Annotated in this window: 20 protein-coding genes; 5 read left to right on the top strand and 15 right to left on the bottom strand. The window is 76.0% G+C overall.

The window, feature by feature from the left end:
• The first annotated feature begins 389 nt into the window (after positions 1-389).
• Positions 390-1,751: a streptophobe family protein gene (locus tag ABTX81_RS27400; RefSeq protein WP_350550615.1), complete on the top strand. Its 1,362-nt coding sequence runs from the start codon at positions 390-392 to the stop codon at positions 1,749-1,751.
• Between the two features lie 356 nt (positions 1,752-2,107).
• Here ABTX81_RS27400 and ABTX81_RS27395 read toward each other — a convergent pair whose 3' ends face one another.
• The 4 genes from ABTX81_RS27395 to ABTX81_RS27380 all read right to left on the bottom strand — a co-directional run bounded on the left by ABTX81_RS27395 (position 2,108) and on the right by ABTX81_RS27380 (position 6,596).
• Positions 2,108-2,485: a DUF1304 domain-containing protein gene (locus tag ABTX81_RS27395; RefSeq protein WP_350550613.1), complete on the bottom strand. Its 378-nt coding sequence runs from the start codon at positions 2,483-2,485 to the stop codon at positions 2,108-2,110.
• A complete protein-coding gene (locus ABTX81_RS27390; protein WP_350550795.1) occupies positions 2,482-3,486 on the bottom strand; it encodes a serine/threonine-protein kinase in 1,005 nt (334 codons plus the stop codon). Before ABTX81_RS27390 ends, ABTX81_RS27395 begins: the two co-directional genes overlap by 4 nt.
• A gap of 179 nt (positions 3,487-3,665) precedes the next feature.
• On the bottom strand, positions 3,666-4,208 hold the full coding sequence (locus ABTX81_RS27385; RefSeq protein WP_350550611.1) for an SH3 domain-containing protein: 543 nt from the start codon (positions 4,206-4,208) through the stop codon (positions 3,666-3,668).
• 15 nt (positions 4,209-4,223) lie between these two features.
• The gene (locus ABTX81_RS27380; RefSeq protein ID WP_350550608.1) at positions 4,224-6,596 is read right to left on the bottom strand and encodes an FHA domain-containing protein; all 2,373 of its coding nucleotides are present in this window, start codon (positions 6,594-6,596) and stop codon (positions 4,224-4,226) included.
• Positions 6,597-6,786: 190 nt separating this feature from the next.
• Between ABTX81_RS27380 and ABTX81_RS27375 the strand changes: the two genes are divergently transcribed.
• Positions 6,787-8,136: an acyltransferase gene (locus tag ABTX81_RS27375; protein WP_350550605.1), complete on the top strand. Its 1,350-nt coding sequence runs from the start codon at positions 6,787-6,789 to the stop codon at positions 8,134-8,136.
• A gap of 63 nt (positions 8,137-8,199) precedes the next feature.
• Here ABTX81_RS27375 and ABTX81_RS27370 read toward each other — a convergent pair whose 3' ends face one another.
• The 11 genes from ABTX81_RS27370 to ABTX81_RS27320 form a co-directional block, all read right to left on the bottom strand.
• A complete protein-coding gene (locus ABTX81_RS27370; RefSeq protein ID WP_350550603.1) occupies positions 8,200-9,159 on the bottom strand; it encodes an alpha-ketoacid dehydrogenase subunit beta in 960 nt (319 codons plus the stop codon).
• Positions 9,156-10,154, bottom strand: coding sequence for a thiamine pyrophosphate-dependent dehydrogenase E1 component subunit alpha (locus tag ABTX81_RS27365; protein ID WP_350550600.1), 999 nt, complete (start codon positions 10,152-10,154; stop codon positions 9,156-9,158). The genes ABTX81_RS27370 and ABTX81_RS27365 overlap by 4 nt, the downstream gene beginning before the upstream one ends.
• On the bottom strand, positions 10,151-11,074 hold the full coding sequence (locus ABTX81_RS27360) for a phytanoyl-CoA dioxygenase family protein (RefSeq protein WP_350550598.1): 924 nt from the start codon (positions 11,072-11,074) through the stop codon (positions 10,151-10,153). Before ABTX81_RS27360 ends, ABTX81_RS27365 begins: the two co-directional genes overlap by 4 nt.
• A 64-nt stretch (positions 11,075-11,138) precedes the next feature.
• Entirely contained in the window at positions 11,139-12,155 is a 1,017-nt protein-coding gene (hppD, locus tag ABTX81_RS27355) for a 4-hydroxyphenylpyruvate dioxygenase (RefSeq protein WP_350550595.1), read from the bottom strand.
• A 75-nt stretch (positions 12,156-12,230) separates the two neighbouring features.
• Positions 12,231-13,493, bottom strand: a complete 1,263-nt coding sequence (locus tag ABTX81_RS27350) for a beta-ketoacyl-[acyl-carrier-protein] synthase family protein (RefSeq protein WP_350550592.1) — start codon at positions 13,491-13,493, stop codon at positions 12,231-12,233.
• Entirely contained in the window at positions 13,490-15,118 is a 1,629-nt protein-coding gene (locus tag ABTX81_RS27345) for a class I adenylate-forming enzyme family protein (protein ID WP_350550589.1), read from the bottom strand. Before ABTX81_RS27345 ends, ABTX81_RS27350 begins: the two co-directional genes overlap by 4 nt.
• 139 nt (positions 15,119-15,257) lie before the next feature.
• Positions 15,258-15,824, bottom strand: coding sequence for a hypothetical protein (locus tag ABTX81_RS27340; RefSeq protein ID WP_350550586.1), 567 nt, complete (start codon positions 15,822-15,824; stop codon positions 15,258-15,260).
• Positions 15,821-16,942, bottom strand: coding sequence for a beta-ketoacyl synthase N-terminal-like domain-containing protein (locus ABTX81_RS27335; protein ID WP_350550584.1), 1,122 nt, complete (start codon positions 16,940-16,942; stop codon positions 15,821-15,823). The genes ABTX81_RS27340 and ABTX81_RS27335 overlap by 4 nt, the downstream gene beginning before the upstream one ends.
• Positions 16,939-17,220, bottom strand: a complete 282-nt coding sequence (locus ABTX81_RS27330; protein ID WP_350550582.1) for an acyl carrier protein — start codon at positions 17,218-17,220, stop codon at positions 16,939-16,941. The genes ABTX81_RS27335 and ABTX81_RS27330 overlap by 4 nt, the downstream gene beginning before the upstream one ends.
• Entirely contained in the window at positions 17,217-17,492 is a 276-nt protein-coding gene (locus tag ABTX81_RS27325) for a phosphopantetheine-binding protein (RefSeq protein WP_350550580.1), read from the bottom strand. Before ABTX81_RS27325 ends, ABTX81_RS27330 begins: the two co-directional genes overlap by 4 nt.
• A 186-nt stretch (positions 17,493-17,678) precedes the next feature.
• A complete protein-coding gene (locus ABTX81_RS27320) occupies positions 17,679-19,109 on the bottom strand; it encodes a class I adenylate-forming enzyme family protein (RefSeq protein WP_502892873.1) in 1,431 nt (476 codons plus the stop codon).
• A gap of 203 nt (positions 19,110-19,312) precedes the next feature.
• Between ABTX81_RS27320 and ABTX81_RS27315 the strand changes: the two genes are divergently transcribed.
• The 3 genes from ABTX81_RS27315 (at position 19,313) to ABTX81_RS27305 (ending at position 22,921) form a co-directional block, all read left to right on the top strand.
• Entirely contained in the window at positions 19,313-20,398 is a 1,086-nt protein-coding gene (locus tag ABTX81_RS27315) for an alpha-hydroxy acid oxidase (RefSeq protein ID WP_350550575.1), read from the top strand.
• A 226-nt stretch (positions 20,399-20,624) separates the two neighbouring features.
• A complete protein-coding gene (gene lipP1, locus ABTX81_RS27310; RefSeq protein WP_350550572.1) occupies positions 20,625-21,566 on the top strand; it encodes a LipP1 family hormone-sensitive lipase in 942 nt (313 codons plus the stop codon).
• Positions 21,563-22,921 (top strand): aminotransferase-like domain-containing protein, encoded by a 1,359-nt coding sequence (locus ABTX81_RS27305; RefSeq protein ID WP_350550570.1) that lies wholly within the window; start codon positions 21,563-21,565, stop codon positions 22,919-22,921. Before lipP1 ends, ABTX81_RS27305 begins: the two co-directional genes overlap by 4 nt.
• Positions 22,922-23,055 lie beyond the last annotated feature (134 nt).

The following is a 23,055-nucleotide window of genomic DNA, read 5'->3' as shown; positions in this document are numbered from 1 at the left end:
GGCGCAGGACGCTCCTGCCACTGGAATCCATTTCTGCCCCCGGTCCCGGCCGGTCGCAACAGCAGCACCCGCCGCCGCGTGGCGGGTCGCGGCCCTCGGAGCCCCGCCACGCGGCGGCGGGCGCTCCGGTCCGATGCCGACGCTCGCCCCCGGCCTGACGACCCGGAGGTGCCCCACCCTCCGGCGCTCCTCGGCCGCTTGTCGCTCGCCCTCCTGCCCGCCATCGGGCAGGAGGGGCCCGGCTCTCGGCATCGGCGCGCCTCCCGCCGCGCGGCGGGGCCGTGCTGCCCGGGCGGACCGGCCCGTCCTGGGTCACCCTGGTGCCAGGCGCCGGGGGCGGGGGCCGTCAGCGGCCGCGCGGGGGACACCGACCCCGACAGGAGGCCCGCATGCAGCAGCAGGCCCGTCCGAGCCGGCCGGCCGGCAGTACGACGGCCGGACCGCCCGGCGCCCTGCGCGGCTGGCTGGACGCGGTGGCGGTCGTCCTGGCCGGCCTCGCCGCGATGGCGGCCGTGGCCGCGCTCGGCCTCTGGGCGGCCGGCGCCGACAACCTGCCCGGCGGCGGCTTCCCGTCCGTGCTCGCCGCCACCCTCGCGCTCGCCGTCGGCGGGTCGGTCGACCTCGACGGCGGCGCCGGCTTCTTCGCCTCCGTCGACGCAGGGATCACCGCGATGCCGCTCTCCGTCGGCCTCGCCGGCGCGCTGGCCGTGGCCGAGGTGTTCCTGCGGCAACTGCGCCACCGCGCGGTGGCCGGCGGCCGCGAACTGCTCGGCCGCGCCGCCCGGACGGCGGTCGTCTGGCTGGCCGCGCTCGCCCTGCTCTGCGCCGCCGCCCGGCGCACCTTCACGGTGCCGCTCGGCGACGGCCTCGCCGAACAGCTCGGCGGCGCCCTCGGGCTCACCCCGGAGGTGGGCTTCCACGCGGAGCCCGCCACCACCCTCGGACTCGGGCTGCTCTGGCTGCTGGTGGTGCTCGCCGCGACCTTCGCCGTCTCCCGCCGGGCGCCGCTGCCGCGCTCCCTGGTGCCCTTCCAGCAGGCCGTCCGCCCGGCCGCGTTCGCGATGCTGGTGGTGCTGCTCGGCTATGTGCTGCTGGGCGTGGTGGCCGCGATCGGCACCGCCCTCGTGCACGGCCAGGCCCGGCAGGTCGCGGCCGTCGCGCTGCTCGCCCTGCCCAACCTGGTCTGGCTGGCCTTCGGCGTCGGCCTCGGCGGTGAGTGGCACGGCCACCTGGTGGGGGCGATCGGCCTTCCGGTGCCCAAACCGCTGGCCGCCGTGCTGCGCACCGGCGAGGGGCAGGACGGCACGGTGAGCCTCGGCACGCTCGCCGAACAGGACGCCCGGGCCTGGTGGCTGCTCCCGCTGGCCGCCGTCCTGATGCTCGCCGCCGGGGTGCTCGCCGCCCACCGCTCACCGCGCGGCGTCCGCCCCTGGCAGCACGCCGTGCGGCTGGCGGCGGCCGCCGCCGTCACCATGCTGCTGGTCGGCGTCTGGACCAGGGTCTCCGCCGACTACGGTCTCTCGGTCCTCGGCGTCGGCCTCGGCGAGGGCGGCCTGGGCGACCTGCTGAGCTCCGTCCTCGGCCCCGCCGTCGGCCCGGCCGGCCCCGCCGCCGCCCTCGCCGGCGGCACCCTCACCCTCGACCCGCGCCTGTGGATCCTGGTCCCCCTCGCCGCCGGCTGGGGCCTCCTCGCCGGAGCCCTCGGCGCCCTCGCCGCCGCCCGCCTGCCCCGCCGCGGCGAGACGGGGTAGCGGGGGCGGTCGGGCATCAACGGGCTCAGGCCGAGGGTGGGTTCAGCGCACGGCGGCAGGGGTGTCGGCGAGTGCGCCGGTGCCGCGCGCGCACCGTGGCAGTACGCCTGCGCCGCTCCGACGCGGGAGCCCGGGTCGGTGCACAGGCGCAGGACCCCGTCGCTCCGGTCGCCGGTGCACGGATCGCACCACGGGCCGATCACCAGGGTCCCTCCCTCGATCCCGGGACTCACGCACCCCCGGGCGAGTCCGTCCTCGTCGATGACGGCCCCGCCTCGGCGAAGGCCGCGGGGACCGGCCGGGTGAGGCCGGGGCAGCCATGACTCCTGCCCGGTCCCCGGTCCGTGCGGGCCGTCTCAGGCCAGGGCGTCGGCGAGGAGGACGGCGGTCGGGGGGAGGGACTGGGCGAGGGCGCCGGGCCAGAGGCGGGGGTCGGAGGCGACGAGGGTGGCGCCGGCGGCGATCAGGAAGGCGCTGAGGTAGATGATCAGGGTGCGGCCGACGACGGGTTCGCCGACGTGCAGGGCGACCAGGCCGGCCACCAGGCCGAGGGCGAGGAAGAGGTTGTAGAAGCCGACGTTGACCCGCCAGAGGCGGACCTGCGGTGCGTCGGCGGTGGAGGCGGTGAGCAGCCGGCGGACCCGGGGGTGGCCGTAGAGGAAGCTCTCCAGCGGCCACACCACGAGGTGGACCGCGGCGGCGATCAGCGCGAAGACCTGGCTGACGGCGTTCATCCGAAGCTCCTGCGCGCGGGCGGGCTGACGACGGGGAGGGCCCAGGCGGGCGGTTCGGGGACGCCGGGGGGCGGGGTGTCGGTGCCGGGGAGGGGAACCGGGACCACCGCGGTGGGCGGGCCGCCGGAGGCCCACGGGCCCTCGGCCGGGGCGGCGGTGCCGGGCTGGGCGGTGGCGGCGGCGCGCAGTTCGGCGACGAACTGGAGGCAGCTCGCGAAGCGTTCCTCGGGCGCCTTGGCGAGGGCGCGGGCGACCACCGTGCCGACGGCGGACGGCAGGTCGGGCCGGTGCTCGCGCAGGACCGGCGGGGGGTCGTTGACGTGGGCCCAGAGCACGGCGAGGTCGCTCTCGCGGTGGAACGGGGGTGCGCCGGTGAGCATCTCGAAGACCACGCAGCCGAGGCCGTACTGGTCGCAGCGGCCGTCGAGCGGGCGGCCGGAGATCTGCTCGGGCGCGGCGTAGTCGAGGGTGCCGACGATCTGGCCGATGCCGGTCAGGCCGCTGAGCGACAGGGACTTCTTGGTGAGGCCGAAGTCGGCGAGGTAGAGGTGCTCGGGGTGCTCGCTGTCGGTGCCGGCGGCGACCAGCACATTGCCGGGCTTGACGTCCCGGTGGACCAGCTCGTGGTCGTGCGCGGCGTCCAGCGCGGAGGCGATCTGCAGGGCGAGTCCGGCCGCCCGGCCGACCGGGAGGGCGCCGCTGCGGGTGATCAGCGCGCGCAGGTCGCCGCCCTCGACGAAGCGCATCGCGATGAACAGGATGCCGTCGGCCTCGCCCGCCTCGAAGACCGGGATGATGTGCGGGTGGTCGATCGCGGCGGCGGCCTGCGACTCGTGGATGAAGCGCTGGCGGAACACCTCGTTGCGGGACAGCTCGGGGGCGAGCAGCTTGACGGCGACGGTGCGGCCGAGCCGCAGGTCCTTGGCCCGGTAGACGACGGCCATGCCGCCGCGGCCGACCTCCGACTCCAGGCGGTAGCCGGCGACCCGGCGCCCGACCATGCCGGCGGGCAGACTGGGCGGCTCGGCGAAGTCGGGCGGCTCGACGGGTCCGGGCGGTTCGGCGAGGTCGGGCGGGCCGACGGCGGCGGCTGGATCGGCGGGGCCGGCGGGGCCGGCGGGACCGGCGTGCTCGGTCGGGCGGTGCGGTGGCCGGTCGCCGGAGCCGCCGGGCGGCGGGATCACGGCTCCGCCACCCGGGTGGGCTCGTCGGTGGCCGGGGTCCGTCCGACGGGCGGGCTCGGCCGGTCGCCGACGGCGTAGGTGTGCAGTTGCAGGCCGTCGCAGTAGCACCAGCGGTCGTGCACCGGGTCGAACACCCAGAGCCGCTCGCCGTCGACGACCAGGCCGATCCGCAGGCCGTGCGCCCGGTCCCGGAAGGTCTCCAGGTCGGCGCCGCCGGCCGCGAGGTCCTCCAGCAGCGAGCGGTAGCGGGCCAGCGTGCCCTCCGCCTCGGCGAGCGCGGGGCGCGGGTCGGCGGTGCGGGCCGGCGGGCCGCCCGCCGTGGGCGGCGTGCCCGGGAGGGAGACCAGCAGCCGGCCGTCCACCCAGGTCGTCCAGCCGTTGGAGCAGAGCACCTGCGCCCAGTCGCCGGCCCGGCCGATCAGCTGGAGCGGCAGCAGCCCGTCCAGCGGGGAGGTGGGCTGCGTCGGGTCCGGGGCGGCCCAGCTGGCCAGGCCGTCCGGCGGCGCGACATGGGTGGGACGGAACGCGGACTCCTCCATGGGCCAGGCCACTTCTCACTTCCGCATGATCGACGGCTCCTGCCGGCGCAGCAGCGCCAGGACCAGCACCGCCAGGGCCACCGCGAGCGCCACCAGCACGGCCAGCGCGAGCAGCCACCCGGCCCGTTCCTGCTGGAACATCGGGTCGTCGGTGATGTCGTTCGGCAGGACGGTGTGCAGGTCGACCGTGCGGGCCATCGCGGACAGGCCCCAGCGGGAGGGCACCAGCCAGGCGAACTGCTCCAGACCGGGTACCCCGTGCAGCTTCAGCATGGCGCCGCTGAACACGATCTGCACCACGGAGAGCAGCACCAGCAGCGGCATGGTGGCCTCCTCCTTGCGGACCAGGGCGGAGACCAGCAGGCCGAGCATCATCGCGGAGAAGGAGAGCAGCGCGACCGCGATGATCAGCTCGGCCAGCGGCGGCAGCAGGACGCCGCTGTGCACCGTGACGCCGTTGGGCAGGGTCGGATCGAGGTCGACGCCGGCCAGGCCGACCACGGTCAGGACGGCCGCCTGGGCGACCGTGATGGTGCCGAGCACCACCACCTTGGAGACCAGATAGGCCGAGCGGGACAGCCCGACCACGCGTTCGCGCTGGTAGATCGGCCGTTCCTTGACGATCTCGCGCACCGCGTTGGCCGAGCCGGTGAGCAGGCCGCCGATGCAGAGCGTGAGCAGGATGTTGAGCGCGTTCTCCGAGGAGAGCCGGCTGCCCGCCATCGCCCGGCACATCACGCCGATCAGGAACGGCAGGGCGATCATCACGGTCAGGAAGAGCTTGTCGGCGGCGAGCACCGCGGTGTAGCGGCGGATCAGCGTGCCGAGCTGGGAGAACCAGCCCTGCGGCTGCTCCGGGCCGATCGGGCCGCCGGGCGCGGCGGGGGTCGGAACGGGCACGGGCCGGGCGGGCGGCAGCGCCTCGGCGGCGACGTACCGCTCGTACTGCGGGGACTCCCGGAACCGGCGCTGCCAGGCCTCGTGGTCCTCGTTCTCGAAGGCCTCGAAGGCCTGTGGCCACTCGGTGAAGCCGAAGAACGGCAGCGCCTCGGCGGGCGGCCCGTAGTAGGCGGTGCGGCCGCCGGGCGCGAGCACCAGCAGCCGGTCGCAGACGTCCAGGCTGAGCACGCTGTGGGTGACCACGACCACGGTGCGCCCGTCGTCGGCCAACCCGCGCAGCATCTGCATCACCGAGCGCTCCATGCCCGGGTCCAGGCCCGAGGTGGGCTCGTCGAGGAAGAGCAGCGAGGGCTTGGTGAGCAGTTCCAGGGCGACGCTGACGCGCTTGCGCTGGCCGCCGGAGAGGCTGGAGATGACCAGGTCGGCCCGGCTGTCCAGGCCGAGTTCCCGGATCACCTCGGAGACCCGGCCCTCCCGCTCCTCCTTGGCGGTGTCGCCGGGGAAGCGTAATTCGGCGGCGTACGACAGGGCGCGCCGGACGGTCAGCTGGGTGTGCAGGATGTCGTCCTGCGGGACGAGGCCGATCCGGCGGCGCAGCTCGGCGTAGTCGCGGTAGAGGTCGCGCCCGTCGTAGAGCACGGTGCCGTCGTCGGCGGGGCGCAGCCCGGTGAGCGCGTTGAGCAGGGTGGACTTGCCGGCGCCGCTGGGGCCGGCGACGGCGAGCAGCGCCTTCTCGGCGAGCGGGAAGGAGACGTCGTCGAGCAGCACCCGCCGGTCGGCGCCGACCCGCACCACCAGGCTCTGCACATTGAGCGAGATCTCGCCGGTGTCGGTGTACTCGACGAGTTCGTCGCCGGAGAGGCAGAGCGCAAAGTGGCCGATGCCCACGATGTCGGCGGGGCCGACCGGCGCCCGCTCGACGGGGCTGCCGTTGAGGTAGGTGCCGTTGTGGCTGCCGAGGTCGGCGATCTCGTGGCCGCCGTCCGGCAGGGTGCGCAGCTCGGCGTGGTGGCGGGAGACCACCAGGTCGTCGAGGACGAGGTCGTTGTCGGGCGCGCGGCCGATCCGCACCGTGCGGCCGGGCAGCCGCAGCACGGCGCTGGGCCGGCGGAAGGTGCCGGACACCCGCGGGGCCACCAGCGAGGGGCGCTCGGCGGCGGCGGGGGCGGGCAGGCCGGCGAAGGTGGCGGACGGGCCGTCGGCGGGGTCGCCGAACCGCAGCCGGGTGCCGGGGCCGATGTCCTCGGAGCGGATCCGGCGGCCGTCGGTGAAGGTGCCGTTGGTGCTGCCGACGTCGTCCAGGTGCCAGTGGCCGGCGGCGGTGCGCAGCACGGCGTGGTGCCAGGAGACCCGGGGGTCGTCGAGGACGATCTCGCTGGTCGGGTCGCGGCCGACGTGGTACGCCCGGCGCGGGTCGATCAGTTGCGAATCCGTGTCGGTGACGAGGACCAGAGGCGGCGCGGCGGGCGCGCCCGGGCGCTCTCCCATGGTTCGGATTCTAGTCCGCCGGCGGCCCGGGGGCGTCCGGACGCCGTTCCCTACCGGTCGTCCGGTCCGATACCACGGAATTGGACTGGACCACTGGATCACTGCCGGGGACTGCCCTATCGTTCGGAGTGATCTGCACGGTCGTCCGGGGCACTCCGCACGACTCCCTCCCACGCCCCGGGACGAATCGATGAGCGTCTGGCCGCAGTTGCGCGACACCCGAACGGTCAGCGTCGGCACCGCCCCCGGGACGGTGCTCCGCTGCGGCCTGGCCGACACCATGTTCGCCGACCTCACCGTCTCGGTCGTCCTCTTCTTCGAGCGCGCGCTGGACGAGGACCGGCTCGCCGCCGGCCTGGCCCGGGCGCTGGAGCGCGTCCCGGTCTTCGCCGGCCGACTGCGCACCGTCGACGGCGTGTTGGAGGCGGTCTGCGACGACTCCGGCGTGCCGATGGTGAGTTACCGCGTCCACGGCACGCTCGCCGAGTCGATGGGGCGGGTCACCGCGCCCGGCGCTCAGCACGTCGACCCGCTGGACGCCCGGTCCGCCCGTACCGGCGAAGGGCCGCTGCTCACCGTCCGGGTGACCCGCACCGGCGACGGCGGCACCGTGCTCGGCTGCACCTGGCACCACGCGATCGGCGACCTGCACAGCTTCGCGCTGCTGCTGCGCGCCTGGTCGGCGGCGGTCGAGGGCGACGAGCTGCCGGAGGTCGAACTCGTCGAGGACCAGGACGCGTTGCTCGACCGGGTGCTGCCCGCCGAGGACTGCGGCCGGCCCGGCTTCCGGGTGCCAGGACCGGCCGAGCGCGCGGTGCTGGACCGCGAGGTGGCGGCCGCCCCGCGCGCCAACCGGACCGTCCAGCTGTACTTCGGCGACGCCGAGATAGCCCGGATGCGCGAGGAGTTCGGCGCGGCGGCCGGCCTCCGGGTCTCCTCCGGCGACGCGGTATGCGCCCATGTCGCGCACACCCTGCGGGAGTTGGACGGCGACCGGGAGACCCGCTGGATCACCGTCCCGGTCAACGTCCGCCGCGCGCTCGGCCTGTCGGACGCCCTGGTCGGCAACCTGCTCGGCGACATCCACCTGCCCCACACGCCGGCGGACGGCCCGGCCGCCCTCGCCGGCGCGCTGCGCACCGCCGTGCAGGGGTACACCGAGGACCACCTCAACCTGCGCTCCAATCTGCGCTTCCTGGCCGAGCTCGGCCGCCCCGGCCTGGGCGCCTGCGTGCCGATCGGCTTCGACCCGCAGCAGCGCCGGTTCGGCTTCTCCAACTGGAGCCGCTTCGGCCTCTACGACATGACCTTCCAGGGCCAGCGGCCGGTGTTCTTCAGCCCGACCGCCAACTACCCGCTGCCGTGGATCTGCTGGGCCGTCGAGGGCTTCGGCGGCAGCGGGACGCTCGCCACGGTGGTGCTGCCCGCCCGGCTGGCCGCGCGGGTGCGCGGGACGGAGGGGCGGGCCGCGCTGCACCGCTACCGGGACCCGGCGGACGAGCTGCCGGCCCTGCTCGCGGCCGTGCCCAAGGTGCTCTGAACCGCCGAAACGGATCCGGGGGCGGCCAGAACGGCAGCCCCCGGATCGCAGATTGACGAAGTGTCACTTCATGACGGCGCGCAGCGCCTGCCGCAGCTGCTCCCGGTCCGGCTGCAGGGCCCGGTCGAGCGCGGGGGCGAACGGCAGGACCGTGCCGTCCGGCCGGGTGACCCGGCGCGGCGGGGCGACGAGCCGGAACTCCTCGGCGGCGGTGGCCAGCACCTCGGCGCCGATCCCGCAGCTGCGGTTGGAGTCGTCGATCACCACCAGCCGTCCGGTGCGCTCCAGCGAGGCGCCCAGCGCCGCCCAGTCGAACGGGTACAGCGTGCGCGGGTCGAGCACCTCGACCGAGATCTCCCCGGCGAGCTCCTCGGCCACCGCCAGCGCGTCGTGCACCAGGTGTCCGACGGCGACCAGGGTGACGTCCGTGCCGGCGCGGTGCACCCGGGCGCTGCCGAGCGGGATCGGCGCCAGCTCCCAGGTGACGGTCTCGCGCACCGGCAGCGCGGCGGCCGGGGCGAAGACCACCACCGGGTCCGGGTCCCGGACCGCCGAGCGGAGCAGCCCGTAGGCGTCGGTCGGCGTGGCGGGGACGACGGTCTTCATCCCGGCGTGCGCGAACAGGCTGTACGGGTGGTCGGAGTGCTGGCCCGCCCAGCCGTCCCGGGAGCCGGAGCCGGGGACCAGGCAGGTGAGCGGGACGCCCGCCTGGCCGCCGGTCATCAGCGAGAACTTGTGGGCCTGGTTGACGAGTTGCTCGAAGACCAGGAACAGCAGCGAGGGGATCTGGAACTCCAGCACCGGCCGCCGCCCGGCCAGTGCCGCGCCGAGCGCCATCGCGGTGAAGGCCTGCTCGGAGAGCGGGGTGTCGACGATCCGCTCCGGCCCGAACCGGTCCAGCAGCCCGAGCGTGGGCCCGGCCATCCCGGCGCCGATGTCCTCGCCGAACACGCAGACCGCCGGGTCGCCGTCCAGCTCGTCGGCCAGCGCCCGGTTGAGCGCCTTGGTGTAGGAGAGTCTCATGCGGTCGCTCCCGCCCGGGGCCGCAGCCCGGAGGCGTACAGGTGGTCGGCGGCGCCGGCCGGGTCCGGGTGCGGCGAGGCGAGCGCGAACTCCTCGGCCGCCGCGAGCTCGGCGGCCACCTCGGCGTCCAGGGCGGCGGCGCGGTCGGCGCCGATCGCGGCGGCGGCCCGGGGGAGCGGGTCGCGCTCGCGCCAGGCGGCCACCTCCTCGGGGGTGCGGTAGTGCAGTTTCATCCGCCGTTCCATGGTGTGGTGGCCCTCGAACCGGTAGGTGCGGCACTCCAGGAAACCGGGTCCGCCGCCGGACCTGGCCCGGGCGACGGCCTGCTCGGCGGCGGCCCGGACCGCCTCGGTGTCCATGCCGTCGACCTCGACGGCCGGGATGCCGAAGGCGGCCGCCCGGCCGGTCGCGCTGCCCGCGACCGCGGTGCCGGCCGGCAGGGTGGTGGCGTAGCCGTTGTTCTCGCAGACGAAGAGCACCGGCAGCCGCCACATCGCGGCCAGGTTGAACGACTCCAGCAGCACGCCCTGGTTGAGCGCGCCGTCGCCGAAGAAGGCGACCGCGACCGCGTCCGAGCCCGCCCGCAGGTCGGCCCAGGCCGCACCGACCGCGATCGGCGCGCCGGCGCCGACGATGCCGTTGGCGCCGAGGATGCCCAGCCGCAGGTCGGCGGCGTGCATCGAGCCGCCCCGGCCGCCGTTGGAGCCGCCGACCCGCCCGGCCAGTTCGGCCAGCAGCCGGGCCGGGTCGAGCCCGCGGGCCAGGACGTGGCCATGCCCGCGGTGGGTGGAGGCGAGCCGGTCGCCCGCCCCCAGCGCGGCGCAGACGCCGACCGCGACGGCCTCCTGCCCGATGTACGGGTGGATGCCGCCGATGATCACCCCGGACTTCACCAGGTCGAGCGCCCGCTCCTCGAAGGAGCGGATCAGCCTCAGCATCCGGTACCGGCGCTCGGGCGTGTCGAGCGCGGCGACGGCGGGTGCCGTGGTCGTCACAGCGCGCCCCGCCAGACGGTCGGGCAGAACTCCGGGTCGGCGTAGTCGGGGCGGCCGTCGGCGTCTCGGCGCACCAGCACGTCGTGGTTGTAGACGACGGTCTCCCCGTCCGGGCGGGTGGCGTGCCGGTAGGCGTTGGCGCCGTCCTGGAGGTGCAGCGAGACCGCCCGGCGCGGGTGGGTGGCCAGGTTGGGGCCGCTGCCGTGGTAGGTGCGGCAGTGGTGGAAGCTGACGTGGCCGCGCGGGATGATCATCGGGATCTTGCGGACCTCGGTCCCGTTGTACGCCGCGTTGGCGTCCAGGATGGCGTCCAGCTCGGAGTTGTCGCGGTCGGCGAAGTGCCGGGTGGAGTCCTCCACGGAGGGCAGCTCCTTCCACCGGTGGCTGCCGTCCACCATGGTGATGGTGCCGTTCTCCTCGGTGCAGTCGTGGAACGGCAGGAAGGCGGTGAGCATCCGGTCCGAGGACGTGGTCTGCCAGTAGTGCTTGTCGAAGTGCCACGGCACCTGGTTGCTGGGCTCGCCCGGCACCGGCGGCTTGTAGATGAGGGTCGCCTGGAAGACCCGGATCTCCTCGGCCTCGGCGAGCAGCGCGGCGACGGCGCCCAGCAGCGGCTTGCGCAGGATCGCGCCGATCGCGTCGCTCTCGTAGTGCACGTAGTCGTTGTGGCGCTGGACCGGACCGTGCGCGGGCTCCCAGGAGGCCAGCCGCGGCGGCCGGACCGGCAGGGTGCGGTCGCGCTCGCCCGTGTAGTACCGCTCGGTGGCGGCCTGCAGGGTGTCCAGCTCCTCGTCGCTGAACAGCTTGCGGGACAGGTACCAGCCGTGCTCCAGGTAGCCGGCCACCTCCTCCGGGGTGGGCAGCAGGGCGCGTTCGGCCTCGGTGAGGTGGAACGCGGGTGCGGCGGGTGCGGTGGTCATGGGGGTCGGGCCTCCTGTGGTGATGAGGGCTCGGGGGTGGGTGAGGGCTCGGGGCGGACGGGGCTCAGACGGAGGCGCCGGCGCGCTGCCGCTCGACGGCCTCGTACAGGGCCTTGATGTTGGCGGTCCCGAAGGTGCCGGCTCCCTGGCGCTCGATCAGCTCCACGAAGTACGTCCGGCGGGGGTGGGTGGAGCGGGCGAAGATCTGGAACAGCTGTCCGCCGTGGTCCTGGTCGACCAGCACGTCCAGCTCGCGCAGCGTCTCCACCGGGATGGCGGTGCCGCCGAGCCGCTCGGCGAGCGCGTCGTAGTAGGTGCCGGGGGTGCTCAGGAACGCCACGCCGCGCCCGCGGATGGTGCGGACGGCGGTGGCGATGTCAGCCGTGCGGAAGGCCAGGTGCTGGACGCCGGCGCCGTCGTGGTCGGCGAGGAAGGTGTCGATCTGGCCGGGGCGGCGGGTGGTGTCGGGCTCGATCAGGGTGAAGGTGACCTCGCCGGAGGCGCTCTGCACCACGCTGGAGTCCATCGCCTGCTCGCCGACCTCGATGTACTCGCCGAAGATGCGGTGCATGCCGAGCGCGGCCTCGCAGAACTTCACCGCGTCCGCCAGCTCGCCGGCCGGCAGGCAGATCGCGGCGTGGTCGAGGGCGTCCAGCAGGCGCGGCTCGCCGTCGGCGGCGGGCTCGGGCGCGGCCGGCGCCTCCGGGACGAACCGCAGGGCGGTGTCGCCGAAACCGGCCACCAGTCCGCCGGACCGGTCCAGCACCCGGGCGCCGTGCCGCTCGGCGCGGTCCAGTGCGGCCTGCGGGTCGGGGCAGGAGAGCGCGAGCGCCGCGACGCCCTCGCCGTGCCGGGCGGCGTAGCGGGCCACCGGGTGCGCCGGGTCGGCGGCGGAGCGCAGCAGGAACCGGACGCTGCCCTGGGCCACCAGGACGGTGCGCGCGTTCGCGGACTCGGCCGCGGCGAGTTGGTCGGGATCGGGTGTCGTGGCGGTGAAGCCGTAGTCGGCGCAGAGCTCCGCCGCGGTGGCGTCGGCGTCGGCGCAGTGGTACTCGACGTGGGCGATGGACTGGATGGACAACGGGATCTCCCCGGGGGATGGCGAGTTGACGAGTGGCCTGGCACGGGTGTCCAAGCGCTGGGGCGCCGGTGGGCGTCAGCGGCGGGACGGGGTGGAGGCGGGCTCGAAGACCAGGCTGAGGTTGTGCCCGCCGAAGGCGAAGGCGTTGCTCAGGGCGGCGGCGAGCGGGACGGCGCGGGCCGCGCCCCGGACGTGGTCCAGGTCGCAGGCCGGGTCCGGCTCGTCGAGGTTGACGGTCGGCGGAAGCGTCCCCCGGGCCACCGCGAGCACGGTGACCGCCGCCTCCAACGCGCCTGCGGCGCCCAGCAGATGGCCGGTGGCGCCCTTGGTGGAGCTGACCGCGGGGCGGTGTTCGCCGAAGACGGCGTTCAGCGCCGCGCTCTCGGCCACGTCGCCGAGCTTGGTGCCGGTGCCGTGGGCGTTGACGTAGCCGATGTCGGACGGCGCGAGGCCGGCGTTGGCGAGCGCGGCGCGCATCGCGTCGGCGGCGCCCGCGCCGTCGGGTCGCGGCATGGTCGGGTGGTGGGCGTCGGTGGAGGCGCCCCAGCCGGTGAGGTCGGCGTAGCCGGCGGCGCCGCGGGCGGCGGCGTGCTCGGCGCTCTCCAGCACCAGCACGGCGCTGCCCTCGCCCAGCACGAAGCCGTTGCGGCGGCGGTCGAAGGGCCGGCTGGCCTGCCCCGGATCCTCCCAACCGGAGGACAGCGCGCGGGCGTTGGTGAACGCGGCGGCGATCGTCGGATGCAGCGAGGACTCGGTGCCGCCGCACACCACCACGTCGGCGTCGCCGGAGCGGATCAGCCGCAGGCCCTCGGCGACGGCCTGGGCGCCGGCCGCGCAGGCCGTCACGATGGCCGTGCTGAAGCCGCGGATGCCGTGCTTGATGGCGATCCGGGCGGTGGCCATGTTGGAGAGCATGCCGGGCAGCAGGTACGGGCTGACGCCGGGCCGGCCCCGGTCGAGACGCCGGTGGGACTGCTGCTCGAAGGTCTCCAGCCCGCCGCCGCCGGTGGCCAGTACCACGGCGGTGCGGTGCGGGTCGGCGTCCTGGCCGACCACCAGGCCGGCGTCGGCGAGCGCGTCGTCGGCGGCGGCCAGGGCGAGCAGCACGAAGCGGTCCACGCAGCGGGTCTCGGTGGGCGGCAGCACCTCGCGGCCGTCCACCGCCGGGGCGAGGCCGGCCGCGGTCAGCCAGCCGTGGGCGGCGTGGCCCTCGGGCAGGGCGCGGATGCCGGAGCGGCCGGCGGTGAGCGCGTCGAAGACCTCGGCGGGCTTGCGGCCGAGCGGGGTGACCAGGCCGATGCCGGTGACCACGGCGCCCGGGCGGCGGGCGGCGCTCATGCGCTCGCCCCGGCGGCGACCGCGTCCAGGTAGCGCCGGCGCAGCAGGACCTTGCGCACCTTGCCGGTGGGGCCGAGCGGGATGTCGTCCCCGGCCACCACGACGACCTGGCGGACGGTGGCCGCGGCGGCCTCGTCCAGGGCGGCGGTGACGGCCTTGGTGCGGTCGGCGGCCGGATCGGCCCCGGCGGCCAGCACCAGCAGCACATCGGTGACCACCCGCTCGCCGTCGCGCACCGCGACCACCGTGCAGTCCAGCACGTCGGGGCAGGCGGCCAGCACCCGCTCCTCCGACATCGCGGTGAACAGCCGCTTGCCGTCGCCGAGTTCGACCGAGTCGACGGCGCGGTCGACGTGGTAGTAGTAGCCCTCCTCGTCCCGGTACATCAGGTCACCGGTGAGGAAGCGCCCGCGCAGCCGGGTGCGGTAGGTGGTGGCGGAGTCGTTCCAGTAGCCGAGGGCCAGGGTCGGGGAGGTGGTGGCGAGTTCGCCGACCTCGCCGGGGCCGAGCGGTTCGCCGTCGGGGCCGACCAGCTCGCAGTCGACGAAGGTGTGCGGGCGTCCGACGCAGCGGCCGTAGCGCTCGGTGTCCGGGCCGTGGGTGATGAAGAAGTGCGAGTGGCCCATCTCGGTGGAGCCGAGGCCGTCCACGAACAGCGAGCCGGGCACCCGGATCCGGCCCTCGCGGGTCACCGACTCGCGGCTGCCGGCGGCGACCAGGCGGCGGATGTGCACCTCGTGGGCGCAGTCGCCGGTGTTCCACCAGAGTGCGACCGATTCCAACTCCCGGGCGGCCAGGTCGTGGTGGGCGAGCTCGGCCCAGGTGGCGGCGAAGCCGATCACGCCGCTGGGGCGCCACTGCTCGATGGCGTCCAGCACGCCGGCGCCGGACTGGCTGGAGAGCAGAGCGAGTTGGGAGTGCGTGGAGAGGGCGAGGTTGACCGCGATCAGGGTGGCGGCGTGCGGGGCCGGCAGCGCGCTGAGCATCCGGTCCTGGCCCTGCGGGCGGGGCAGCCGGGCACGGTGGCGGATCGCCGCGTACAGGCTCGCGTGCGAGTGCGCCACGGCCTTGGGCATGCCGGTGGTGCCGGACGAGTGGGTGATCGCGACCGGGTCGCCGGCCCAGTGCCGGTAGGGCTCCGGGGCGGCCTCGGGGTCGCCGGCGCCGAGGGTGGCGATCTCCGGCAGCGCGGGGGCGCCGGGCTCGTGGCCGTCCAGCGCGGCCAGGTGCGCGGCGTCGGCGAGGATGCCGACCGGGCCGAGCTTGGCGATGTAGCGGGCGGCCCGCTCGCCGTCCAGGTTGGGATTGAGCAGCGCGGGGATGGCGCCGAGCCGGGCCAGCGCGAGGAAGGCGAGCACATGGTCGGCGGCGTCGCTCGCGTAGACCACCACCGGGTCGCGCCGGCCGATGCCGAGGGCGTGCAGGGCGGCGGCCCGGGCGCGCACGGCGCGGTCCAGCTCGTTGAGGGTGAAGGGCTGCCAGGCGGCGTGGTCGTCCACCGGGGTGTCGAAGGTCAGCAGCGGCTCGTCGAGGCCGACGCCGAGCGCGAGGCGGCTGGTGAGGACGTTTCCGGCGCCGACGGCCGGATCGTCCGCCAGCTGGGTGCGGATACTGCGGATGCTCACGGGGTGGATCCCTCCCGGGGTGCGGGCGTGCGGGGCGTGCTGCGGCGGGACGCGGCGGGTGGGGGACCGCTCGCGCCGGTGGTGCGCAGGGGGGTGGGTGCGGACGTTCGGCGGGTCGGGTCGGTCGGGTGGGCGGGGGTCAGACGGCGGTGACCAGCAGGGCCACGGCCCGGTCGGTGCCGTGCGGGCCGTCGGCGTCGTCGGTTCCGTCCGTGCTGCCGGTGCTGCCGGTGCTGTCGGCCTGCTCGGCGGCGATGACGAGGACCTGATCGGCGTCACCGTCGGTGAGCAGCAGCTCCGCCAGGTCGAGCGCGTCCTGCGGGACCCGTCCGGGTGGCGGGGCCTGGGCCGGACTGATCGCCACCACCGGGCCGGTCAGGCCCCAGCGGGCGGCGATGTGGCCGAGGACGGCGTTCGGGTTGGACTGGAAGAACAGCAGCGGGGGCATCCGCCGGCCGGTGTCGGCGGCGGCCTCGTCGATGGCGCGGGCGGTGGCGCGGTCGCCGCCCGAGCTGGCCAGCAGCAGCGCGGTCCGGCCGGGGGCCGGGGCCGCGCCGTGGCGGGCGCGCAGACAGCGTTCGGCGGTCTCGGCCACCAGGGGGTTGAAGGAGGAGGCGGCGAAGCCGGGCAGCGGGGGGAGCGGCTCGGGCTCGCGGGCGTCGGGGTCGGGCCAGGAGGCCTCGGCGAGGATGCGCAGCACGGTCACGGGGCGGCCACCAGGAGTGCGGTGTTGGCGCCGCCGAAGGCGGAGTTGAGGGTGAGCGCGTAGCGCGGCCGGGCGGCGCGCGGGCCGTCCAGCACGAGGTCCAGGCCGATCTGCGGGTCCGGGCCGAGCCAGCCGGCGTTGACCGGCAGCAGGCTCTCGGTCAGCGCCCCGATGGTGACGACGAGTTCGAGCAGTGCCGAGGCCTCCAGAGCGTGGCCGTGCACGGCCTTGCTGGAGCTGACGGGCAGCCGCGCGGTGTGCGCGCCGAAGACCCGGTGCAGGGCCTTGGCCTCCGCGAGGTCGGACATCGGCGAGCCGGTGCCGTTGGCGTTGACGTAGCCGACCTCGTCCGGGGCGATCGCGGCCCGCCGCAGCGCGGCCCGCACCGCCCGCGTCACGCCCTCGCCCTCGGGTTCGGGGCGGCAGACGTGGTGGGCGTCGCCGGTCCGGGCCCAGCCGGCCAGCCGGGCCAGGACGGGCGCGCCGCGCCGCTCGGCCTCCGGTTCGGCCTCCACCAGCACGGCGGCGGCCGCGTCGCCGAGCAGGGTGCCGGTGCGGCCGGTGCTGAACGGGCGCAGCTCGCCGTCGCGGGCCAGCGCCCGGCCGGCGTCGAAGGCGGCGAAGACGCCGGGCTCGACCAGGTGCCCGGCGGCGACCAGCACCCGGGGGTGGCGGCCGGCGGCGACCAGCGCGGCGGCGTCGGCCACGGCGGTGGCGGCCGCCACGCAGGCGCCGGTGTAGGCGCGGGTGACCCCGGGCGCGCCCCAGGCGGCCGCCGTCCCGGCGGCGACCGAGGCGACGGTGGCCCGGGTGCGCAGGTCGCTGTGCAGGGCGAGCAGCACGGGCGGGCCGGTGCCGGCCGCGGCCGGGGCCAGGCCGGCCCGGCGGCAGGCCTGGCCGACGGCGGCGAGCACGGCGTCGGCCAGCGGCGGCGGCTCGGGCAGCAGCGCGGCGCGGACGGTGCGGCGCGCCGAGACGTCGAACCGGGTGACCGCGGCGAACGCGGCCTTCCCGTGGACGACGGCCTCGGTGAGCGCGGCGGGTCCGTCGCCGGCCGCGCTGAGCACGCCGACACCGGTCACCACGGGCCGGACGGCGGGCGGGGCGTGGCGGTTCATGGCCGCGCGGCCCCCGCGGTGGCGTCGGTGACGGCGGGGCCGCCGGCCGCGAGCACGGCGGCGCGGAACACCGCGACGGCGTCGTCGACCGTCCGCACGGCCTCGAAGGCGTCGTCGTCGAGGTCCGGCTCGATGCCGTAACGCTGCTCGAACTCGGCGATCAGCCAGGTGAGTTCGAGCGAGCCGAGTTCGTCCGGGACGTCCTCGGCGGCGCGCTGCCCGAACGCCGCGAGCATGGCCAGCACCTCGGCCCGGTCGGGGCGGGCGAGGTCGGTCACGCCGGGCTGCCCGAGGTGGCGGTGGCGGCGGCGATCCGCGCGGCGACGTCGGCGGTGAACTGGTCGAGCGTCATCAGCGCGGTGGTCTCCATCTCGTCGAGGTCGAACTTGACCCCGTACTCGTCCTCGACCTGGACCGAGAGGTCGGCGAGGGCGAGCGACTCCAGGTCCAGGCCGGCCGGGCCGAGGTCGGTGTCGCCGGTCACCTCGGAGACGTCGTACTGCATCTCGGCCAGGGCGGCGAGGACGAACGCGCGGATGCGGTCCTGCATGGCTTGCTCCTTGTGCTCGGGCGCGTGCGGCGCCCGGGGTCGTCGGGGAGGGGAACGCGGCCCCGTCGGGGCGCTCCGGTGGTGCTCGGGCCGGGGTCGGCCCGGGCGTGCACCGGGGTGCCTGGGCGGGGAAGGTCTGGGGCCGGGCGCGCCGGGTCGCGGCGCGGCGGGTCGCGGCGCGGCGGGTCAGCCGGCGGCGGCGCGCAGCGCGACCGGGTCGCGCAGCAGCTTCCCGGTGGCGGTGCGGGGCAGTTGCGGGAGGAAGGCCAGCCGGCGCGGCCGCTTGTAGGCGGCGAGCTGCTGGGCCAGGCCGTCCTGGACGAGGGCCCGGTCGGCGCCGTCCTCGGCCGAGAGGTAGGCCTCGATGGCCCCGTCGTCGAAGACCACCACGGCCTCCCGGACCTGCGGGAGCGCGGCGAGGGTCTGCTCGACCTCGGTGAGGTCGACCTTGAGGCCGCCGATCGAGACCTGCGAGTCCCGGCGGCCCAGGACGGTGACCAGGCCGGTGTCCGGGTCGAGTTCGGCGGCGTCGCGGGTGTGCAGCCAGCCGTCCGCCCAGCGGGTCGGGTCGTCGAGTCCGGGGTAGGGCGAGGCGGGGGTGCGCAGTTGCAGCTCGCCGCCGACCAGCCGCGACTCCATGCCGTGCACGGGCTGTTTGGCCGGGTGCAGGGTGCCGTCCAGGTCGGTGGCGATCACCCCGGTCTCGGTCATCCCGTACATGGTGCCGAGCGGGACGCCGTACCGCGCGGTGAACGCGGCGGGCAGGCCCGGGCGGACGAGTTCGCCGGCCACCACCATCCGCCGCAGCTGCGGCAGTTCCGGCGGGTCGGCGGCGCCGGCCAGCAGTTCGGCGTGGAACGGCACGCCGATCACGGTGGTCGGCCGGCCGTCGGCGGCGATCGCGCCGAGGATGCCCGCCGCCGTCATCCGGTCCGGGACGGTGAGCGGGGCGCGCGCGTGCAGGCTGTTGAGCAGCCCGCCGACCAGGCCGAGCACGTGCACCACCGAGGAGAGCAGGACCACCCGCTCGCCCTCGCCGGGGAACGCCGCCAGCCTGCGGTAGCAGTCGAGTTCGCGGATCAGGTCGCCCGCGGTGCGGGCGATCACCTTGGCCGGGCCGGTCGAGCCGGAGCTGAGCTGGACCAGCGCGTGGCCGGTCCCGGCGGGCCGGCCGGCGGGCAGCCGGACGGCGACCGGGTCGACCAGCGAGTAGCCGCGCAGCGCCGCGGCCGCGGGCCGCGAGGCCGAGCCGACCAGCACCTGGGGGGCCAGCCGGTCGACCGCGAGATCGACCTCGTGGTCGGTCAGCCGGTGGTCCAACAGGGCCACCTGGGCCCGCAGTTGCCAGGCCGCCAGGAGCACGGCGACGAAGCCCAGGGAGGGCGGCAGCCGCAGGGCGACGGTGCCGCCGGGGCCGAGGCCGACCGCGGTCAGCCGTTCGGCCTGCTCGGCGACCAGCGCGCGCAGGGCGTCGCGGTCGACGGGTGTGCCGAATCGCAGGCACTCCTCGCCCCCGGGACCGGCCAGCAGCACCCGGTCGACCCAGTCGGCGGGAGCATCGGCAAGCGGGGGTGAGGCGGGCGCCGGTGAGGAAGGGGAAAAGCCGGTCAACGCCACTCCACACAGTGAGGAGATTTGTCATGGACACTTGAACGATGGTGATGTTCACAGGTCATCACAAGCAATACGTCCAATTCCGTTGCCAGACCATTGCACAGACGATTGGTCAAATCAAGGTCTATACCAATGAGGTGTAGACCTCCTACGCTGCCGATCCGTGGACCGGTCCGAACGCGGCCGGTCCGGGAACGAGGACGCCCGTGGCACCACTCGAACTGGCCGCGATCGAACGCGCGGCGCGCGATCAACTCGCCCCGGAGATCTGGGACTTCGTCGAAGGCGGCAGCGGCGCCGAACGCACTCTGGCGGGCAACCGGGAAATGTTCGGACGCTATGCGTTCCGCCCCCGCACGCTCGTCGACGTCTCCGTCTGCGCACCGGCCGTCGAGCTGCTCGGCACGACGCTCCAACTGCCGGTCGGAATTGCCCCGATGGCCTACCACCGACTGGTCCATCCGGACGGTGAAACAGCGACCGTCCGGGCGGCCGGAAAGGCGGGCGCCCTGCTGGTCGCCGGAATCTTCGCCAGCCGGACCCTGGAGGAGATGGCCGCCGCCGCGACCGGCCCGCTCTGGCTCCAGCTCTACTGGCTGCGCCGCCGCGACGCCCTCGCCGCCCTGGTCGAGCGCGCCGAGGCGGCCGGATTCGCCGCCCTGCTGCTCACCGTCGACGCCCCCCGGATCGGCCGCCGGCTGCGCGACCTGCGCAACGGCTTCGCCGTCCCCCCGGAGATCCGCGCGGTCAACCTCGACCCTGCCCTGATGGCCGCCACCCATCACGCCGGCCAGGGCAGTTCGGGCATCGCCGAGCACGCCCGCGAACAGTTCGACCCCACCCTCACCTGGGCCGACCTCGCCTGGCTGCGCGAACGCAGCCGGCTGCCGCTGGTCCTCAAGGGCGTCCTGACCGCCGAGGACGCCCGGCGCGCCGCCGACCACGGCGTCGACGCGGTCGTCGTCTCCAACCACGGCGGGCGCCAACTCGACGGGTCGATGCCCGCCCTGGCCGCCCTCCCGGAGGTCGTCGACGCCCTGCCGCCGCACATCCCGGCGCTGCTCGACGGCGGCGTGCGCGGCGGCGCGGACATCGCCGTCGCCCTCGCCCTCGGCGCCCGCGCCGTCCTGGTCGGCCGCCCCGCCTTCTGGGGCCTGGCGACCGGCGGCGAGGCCGGCGTCGGCCGGGTCCTCGACCTGCTGCGCGACGAACTGGAGCACACCATGGCCCTGCTGGGCCGCCCCACGGTCGCCGACCTGGACCGCACTGCCCTCGCGCCCTGGCCCGGATGACCCCTTCGGGCGTACACCACCCCGCCGAGGGGGTCCGGCGCGCCCGTCCTCCTGGCCAACCTGATCCGCCGTCACTACGGTCACCGGTGGATCCAGGGCCGGGGTGCCCGCGCCGACGCCGCCGACCCGCACACCGCGCTCCACCCCCTGCCCTTCCCCCTCCGTACCGACGAGACCAGCTACGTCGAGGCCGACCGCCGATCCGGCCCCGTCCCGAGGAACCCCGATGCCCCTGCACCCCCAGGCCCAGGCGCTGCGCGACCGCCGCGCGAGCTCCGGCACCGCCCCGCTCTACAGCCTCACCGTGGCCGAGGCCCGCGCCGCCGACCTCGCCGACATCCGCGCCGCCGCGGGCACGCCCGAGCCGGTCGCCGCCGTCGAGGAGCACCGCCTCCCCGGCCCCGGCGGCGAGCTCGCGCTGCGCCTCTACCGGCCCGAGCCGCCCGCCGACGGCCGCCCGCTGCCCGTCCTGCTCTACCTGTTCGGCGGCGGCTGGACCCTGGGCTCGCCCGACACCAGCGACGCGATCTGCCGCGCGCTGACCAACGCGGTCGGCTGCGCCACCGCCTCGGTCGGCTACCGCCTCGCCCCCGAGCACCCGTTCCCCGCCGCCGTCCAGGACTGCGCCGCCGCCGCCCGCTGGCTGGCCGCGCACGCGGACGGGCTCGGCCTGGACGCCGGGCGCCTCGCCGTCGCTGGCGACAGCGCCGGCGGCAACCTCGCCGCCGTGCTCGCCCTGCTCGCCCGCGACGAGGACGGCCCGGCGCTCCGCCACCAGCTGCTCGTCTACCCCAACACCGACGCCCGCGCCGACACCCCGTCACTGCGCGAGCACGACGACCCGGCGCTGTTCAACCGCCGCTCGGTCGCCTGGTACTGGAGCCACTACCTGGCCGACCCGGCCGACGGCGCCCACCCGCACGCCTCCCCGCTGCGCGCCCCGAGCCTGGCCGGCCTGCCGCCCGCCACCGTCATCACCGCCGAGTACGACCCGCTGCGCGACGAGGGCGAGCAGTACGCCGAGGCGCTGCGCACGGCGGGCGTCCCCGTGGAACTGCGCCGCTGGGCGGGCATGCCGCACGGGTTCTTCGCCATGACCGGCACCCTGGACGGCGCCGCCGAAGCCCAGGCCTACGCGGCCGCGCGACTGCGCGAGGCCCTCGCGTGAGCGCCTCCGCCGCCTCGGCACCGGCCCGGCCGACCGGGCCCGTCACGCTCCCGCTCGCCGAGCTGCACGCCTCGCTCGCGGACCCGCTGCTGGACGCGATGACCTTCCTCAACGAGGTCACCACCCGCTACCCGCGGGCGGTCTCCTTCGCCCCCGGCCGCCCCTACGAGGGCTTCTTCGAGCCCGAAGACGTCCCGGTCTACCTGGACGCCTACCTGGACCACCTGGCCGCGACCGGCCTGGACCGCGACGCGATCCGCACCACCCTGTTCCAGTACGGGCCGACCAAGGGCGTCATCAACGACCTGGTCGCCCGCACCCTCGCCCACGACGAGAACCTCGCCGTGGCGCCCGAGGCGCTGGTCCTGACCGTCGGTGCCCAGGAGGGCATGCTGCTGGCGCTGCGCGCGCTCTGCGCCGGCCCGGACGACGTGCTGCTGGTCAGCTCGCCCTGCTACGTCGGCGTCACCGGCGCCGCCCGGCTGCTCGACCTGACCACCGTGCCCGTCCCCGAGGGCCCGGACGGCGGGCCGGACCCGGCGGCCGTGCGCGCCGCCGCCCGCGAGGTCCGCGCCGCCGGCCGGCGCCCGCGCGCCCTGTACGTGGTGCCGGACTTCGCCAACCCCTCCGGCACCTCGATGCCCGTCCCGGCCCGCACCCGGCTGCTGGAGACGGCCGCCGGGGAGGACCTGCTGGTCATCGAGGACAACCCGTACGGCTTCTTCGCCCGGGACGGCGGCGAGCGGCCCACCCTCAAGGCGCTGGACCGCGACCGCCGGGTGGTCTACCTGGGGTCCTTCGCCAAGACCTGCTTCCCCGGCGCCCGGCTCGGCTACGTGGTCGCCGACCAGGAGGTGACCGGCCCCGGCGGGCGGCGCACCCTGCTGGCCGACGAGCTGGCGAAGCTGAAGAGCATGACGACGGTCAACACCCCGGCCCTCAGCCAGGCGGTGATCGGCGGCATGCTGCTCACCCACGACTGCCGGCTGCGGGCCGCCAACGCCCCCGCCGCGGCCCACTACGCGGCCAACATGGGCGTCCTGCTGGCGGAGCTGGAGCGGTGCTTCCCGGCCGCCGAGCGGGAGCGCCTGGGGCTGTCCTGGAACGTGCCGGAGGGCGGCTTCTTCGCGGTGCTCACGGTGGCCTTCGCGGCCGACGACGCGGCGATGGAGCGCTGCGCACGGGAGTCCGGGGTGCTCTGGACGCCGATGGCGCCGTTCTACCCGGCCGGCGGCGGTGAGCACCGGCTGCGGCTCTCCACCAGCTCCCTGACGCCGGAGCGGATCGCGGCCGGCGTGGCCCGGCTCGCGGACTTCGTGCGGGCCGAGACCGCCCGCGCGGCGGCGGCGCGGTAGCCCGCGAGCCCGGAACGCCACGACGGCGGTGCCCCCTTGGAGCAGGGGGCACCGCCGTCGTGGGGGTGCGGGCCGGGCGGGGGCAGCGGCGGGGCCCCCCCGGGGGCGTGGTGGGCGGGGTGGGCGCGCGGGGC

The organism is Kitasatospora sp. NPDC097605, from assembly GCF_040302725.1.
In the GTDB taxonomy this organism is placed as follows: domain Bacteria; phylum Actinomycetota; class Actinomycetes; order Streptomycetales; family Streptomycetaceae; genus Kitasatospora.
Note: the sequence above shows the minus strand (reverse complement) of the source record. Positions and strands in the feature narration are given on the sequence as shown.

What these genes read in the sequence shown, in the direction of transcription:
- ABTX81_RS27380 (WP_350550608.1), bottom strand. Translation starts at nt 6,596, where the DNA reads ATGGGAGAGCGCCCGGGCGCGCCCGCCGCGCCGCCTCTGGTCCTCGTC.
- ABTX81_RS27400 (WP_350550615.1), top strand. Translation starts at nt 390, where the DNA reads ATGCAGCAGCAGGCCCGTCCGAGCCGGCCGGCCGGCAGTACGACGGCC.
- lipP1 (WP_350550572.1), top strand. Translation starts at nt 20,625, where the DNA reads ATGCCCCTGCACCCCCAGGCCCAGGCGCTGCGCGACCGCCGCGCGAGC.
- ABTX81_RS27390 (WP_350550795.1), bottom strand. Translation starts at nt 3,486, where the DNA reads ATGGTCGGGCGCCGGGTCGCCGGCTACCGCCTGGAGTCGGAGGTCGGC.
- ABTX81_RS27395 (WP_350550613.1), bottom strand. Translation starts at nt 2,485, where the DNA reads ATGAACGCCGTCAGCCAGGTCTTCGCGCTGATCGCCGCCGCGGTCCAC.
- ABTX81_RS27350 (WP_350550592.1), bottom strand. Translation starts at nt 13,493, where the DNA reads ATGAGCGCCGCCCGCCGCCCGGGCGCCGTGGTCACCGGCATCGGCCTG.
- ABTX81_RS27385 (WP_350550611.1), bottom strand. Translation starts at nt 4,208, where the DNA reads ATGGAGGAGTCCGCGTTCCGTCCCACCCATGTCGCGCCGCCGGACGGC.
- ABTX81_RS27325 (WP_350550580.1), bottom strand. Translation starts at nt 17,492, where the DNA reads ATGCAGGACCGCATCCGCGCGTTCGTCCTCGCCGCCCTGGCCGAGATG.
- ABTX81_RS27375 (WP_350550605.1), top strand. Translation starts at nt 6,787, where the DNA reads ATGAGCGTCTGGCCGCAGTTGCGCGACACCCGAACGGTCAGCGTCGGC.
- ABTX81_RS27335 (WP_350550584.1), bottom strand. Translation starts at nt 16,942, where the DNA reads ATGAACCGCCACGCCCCGCCCGCCGTCCGGCCCGTGGTGACCGGTGTC.
- ABTX81_RS27370 (WP_350550603.1), bottom strand. Translation starts at nt 9,159, where the DNA reads ATGAGACTCTCCTACACCAAGGCGCTCAACCGGGCGCTGGCCGACGAG.
- ABTX81_RS27360 (WP_350550598.1), bottom strand. Translation starts at nt 11,074, where the DNA reads ATGACCACCGCACCCGCCGCACCCGCGTTCCACCTCACCGAGGCCGAA.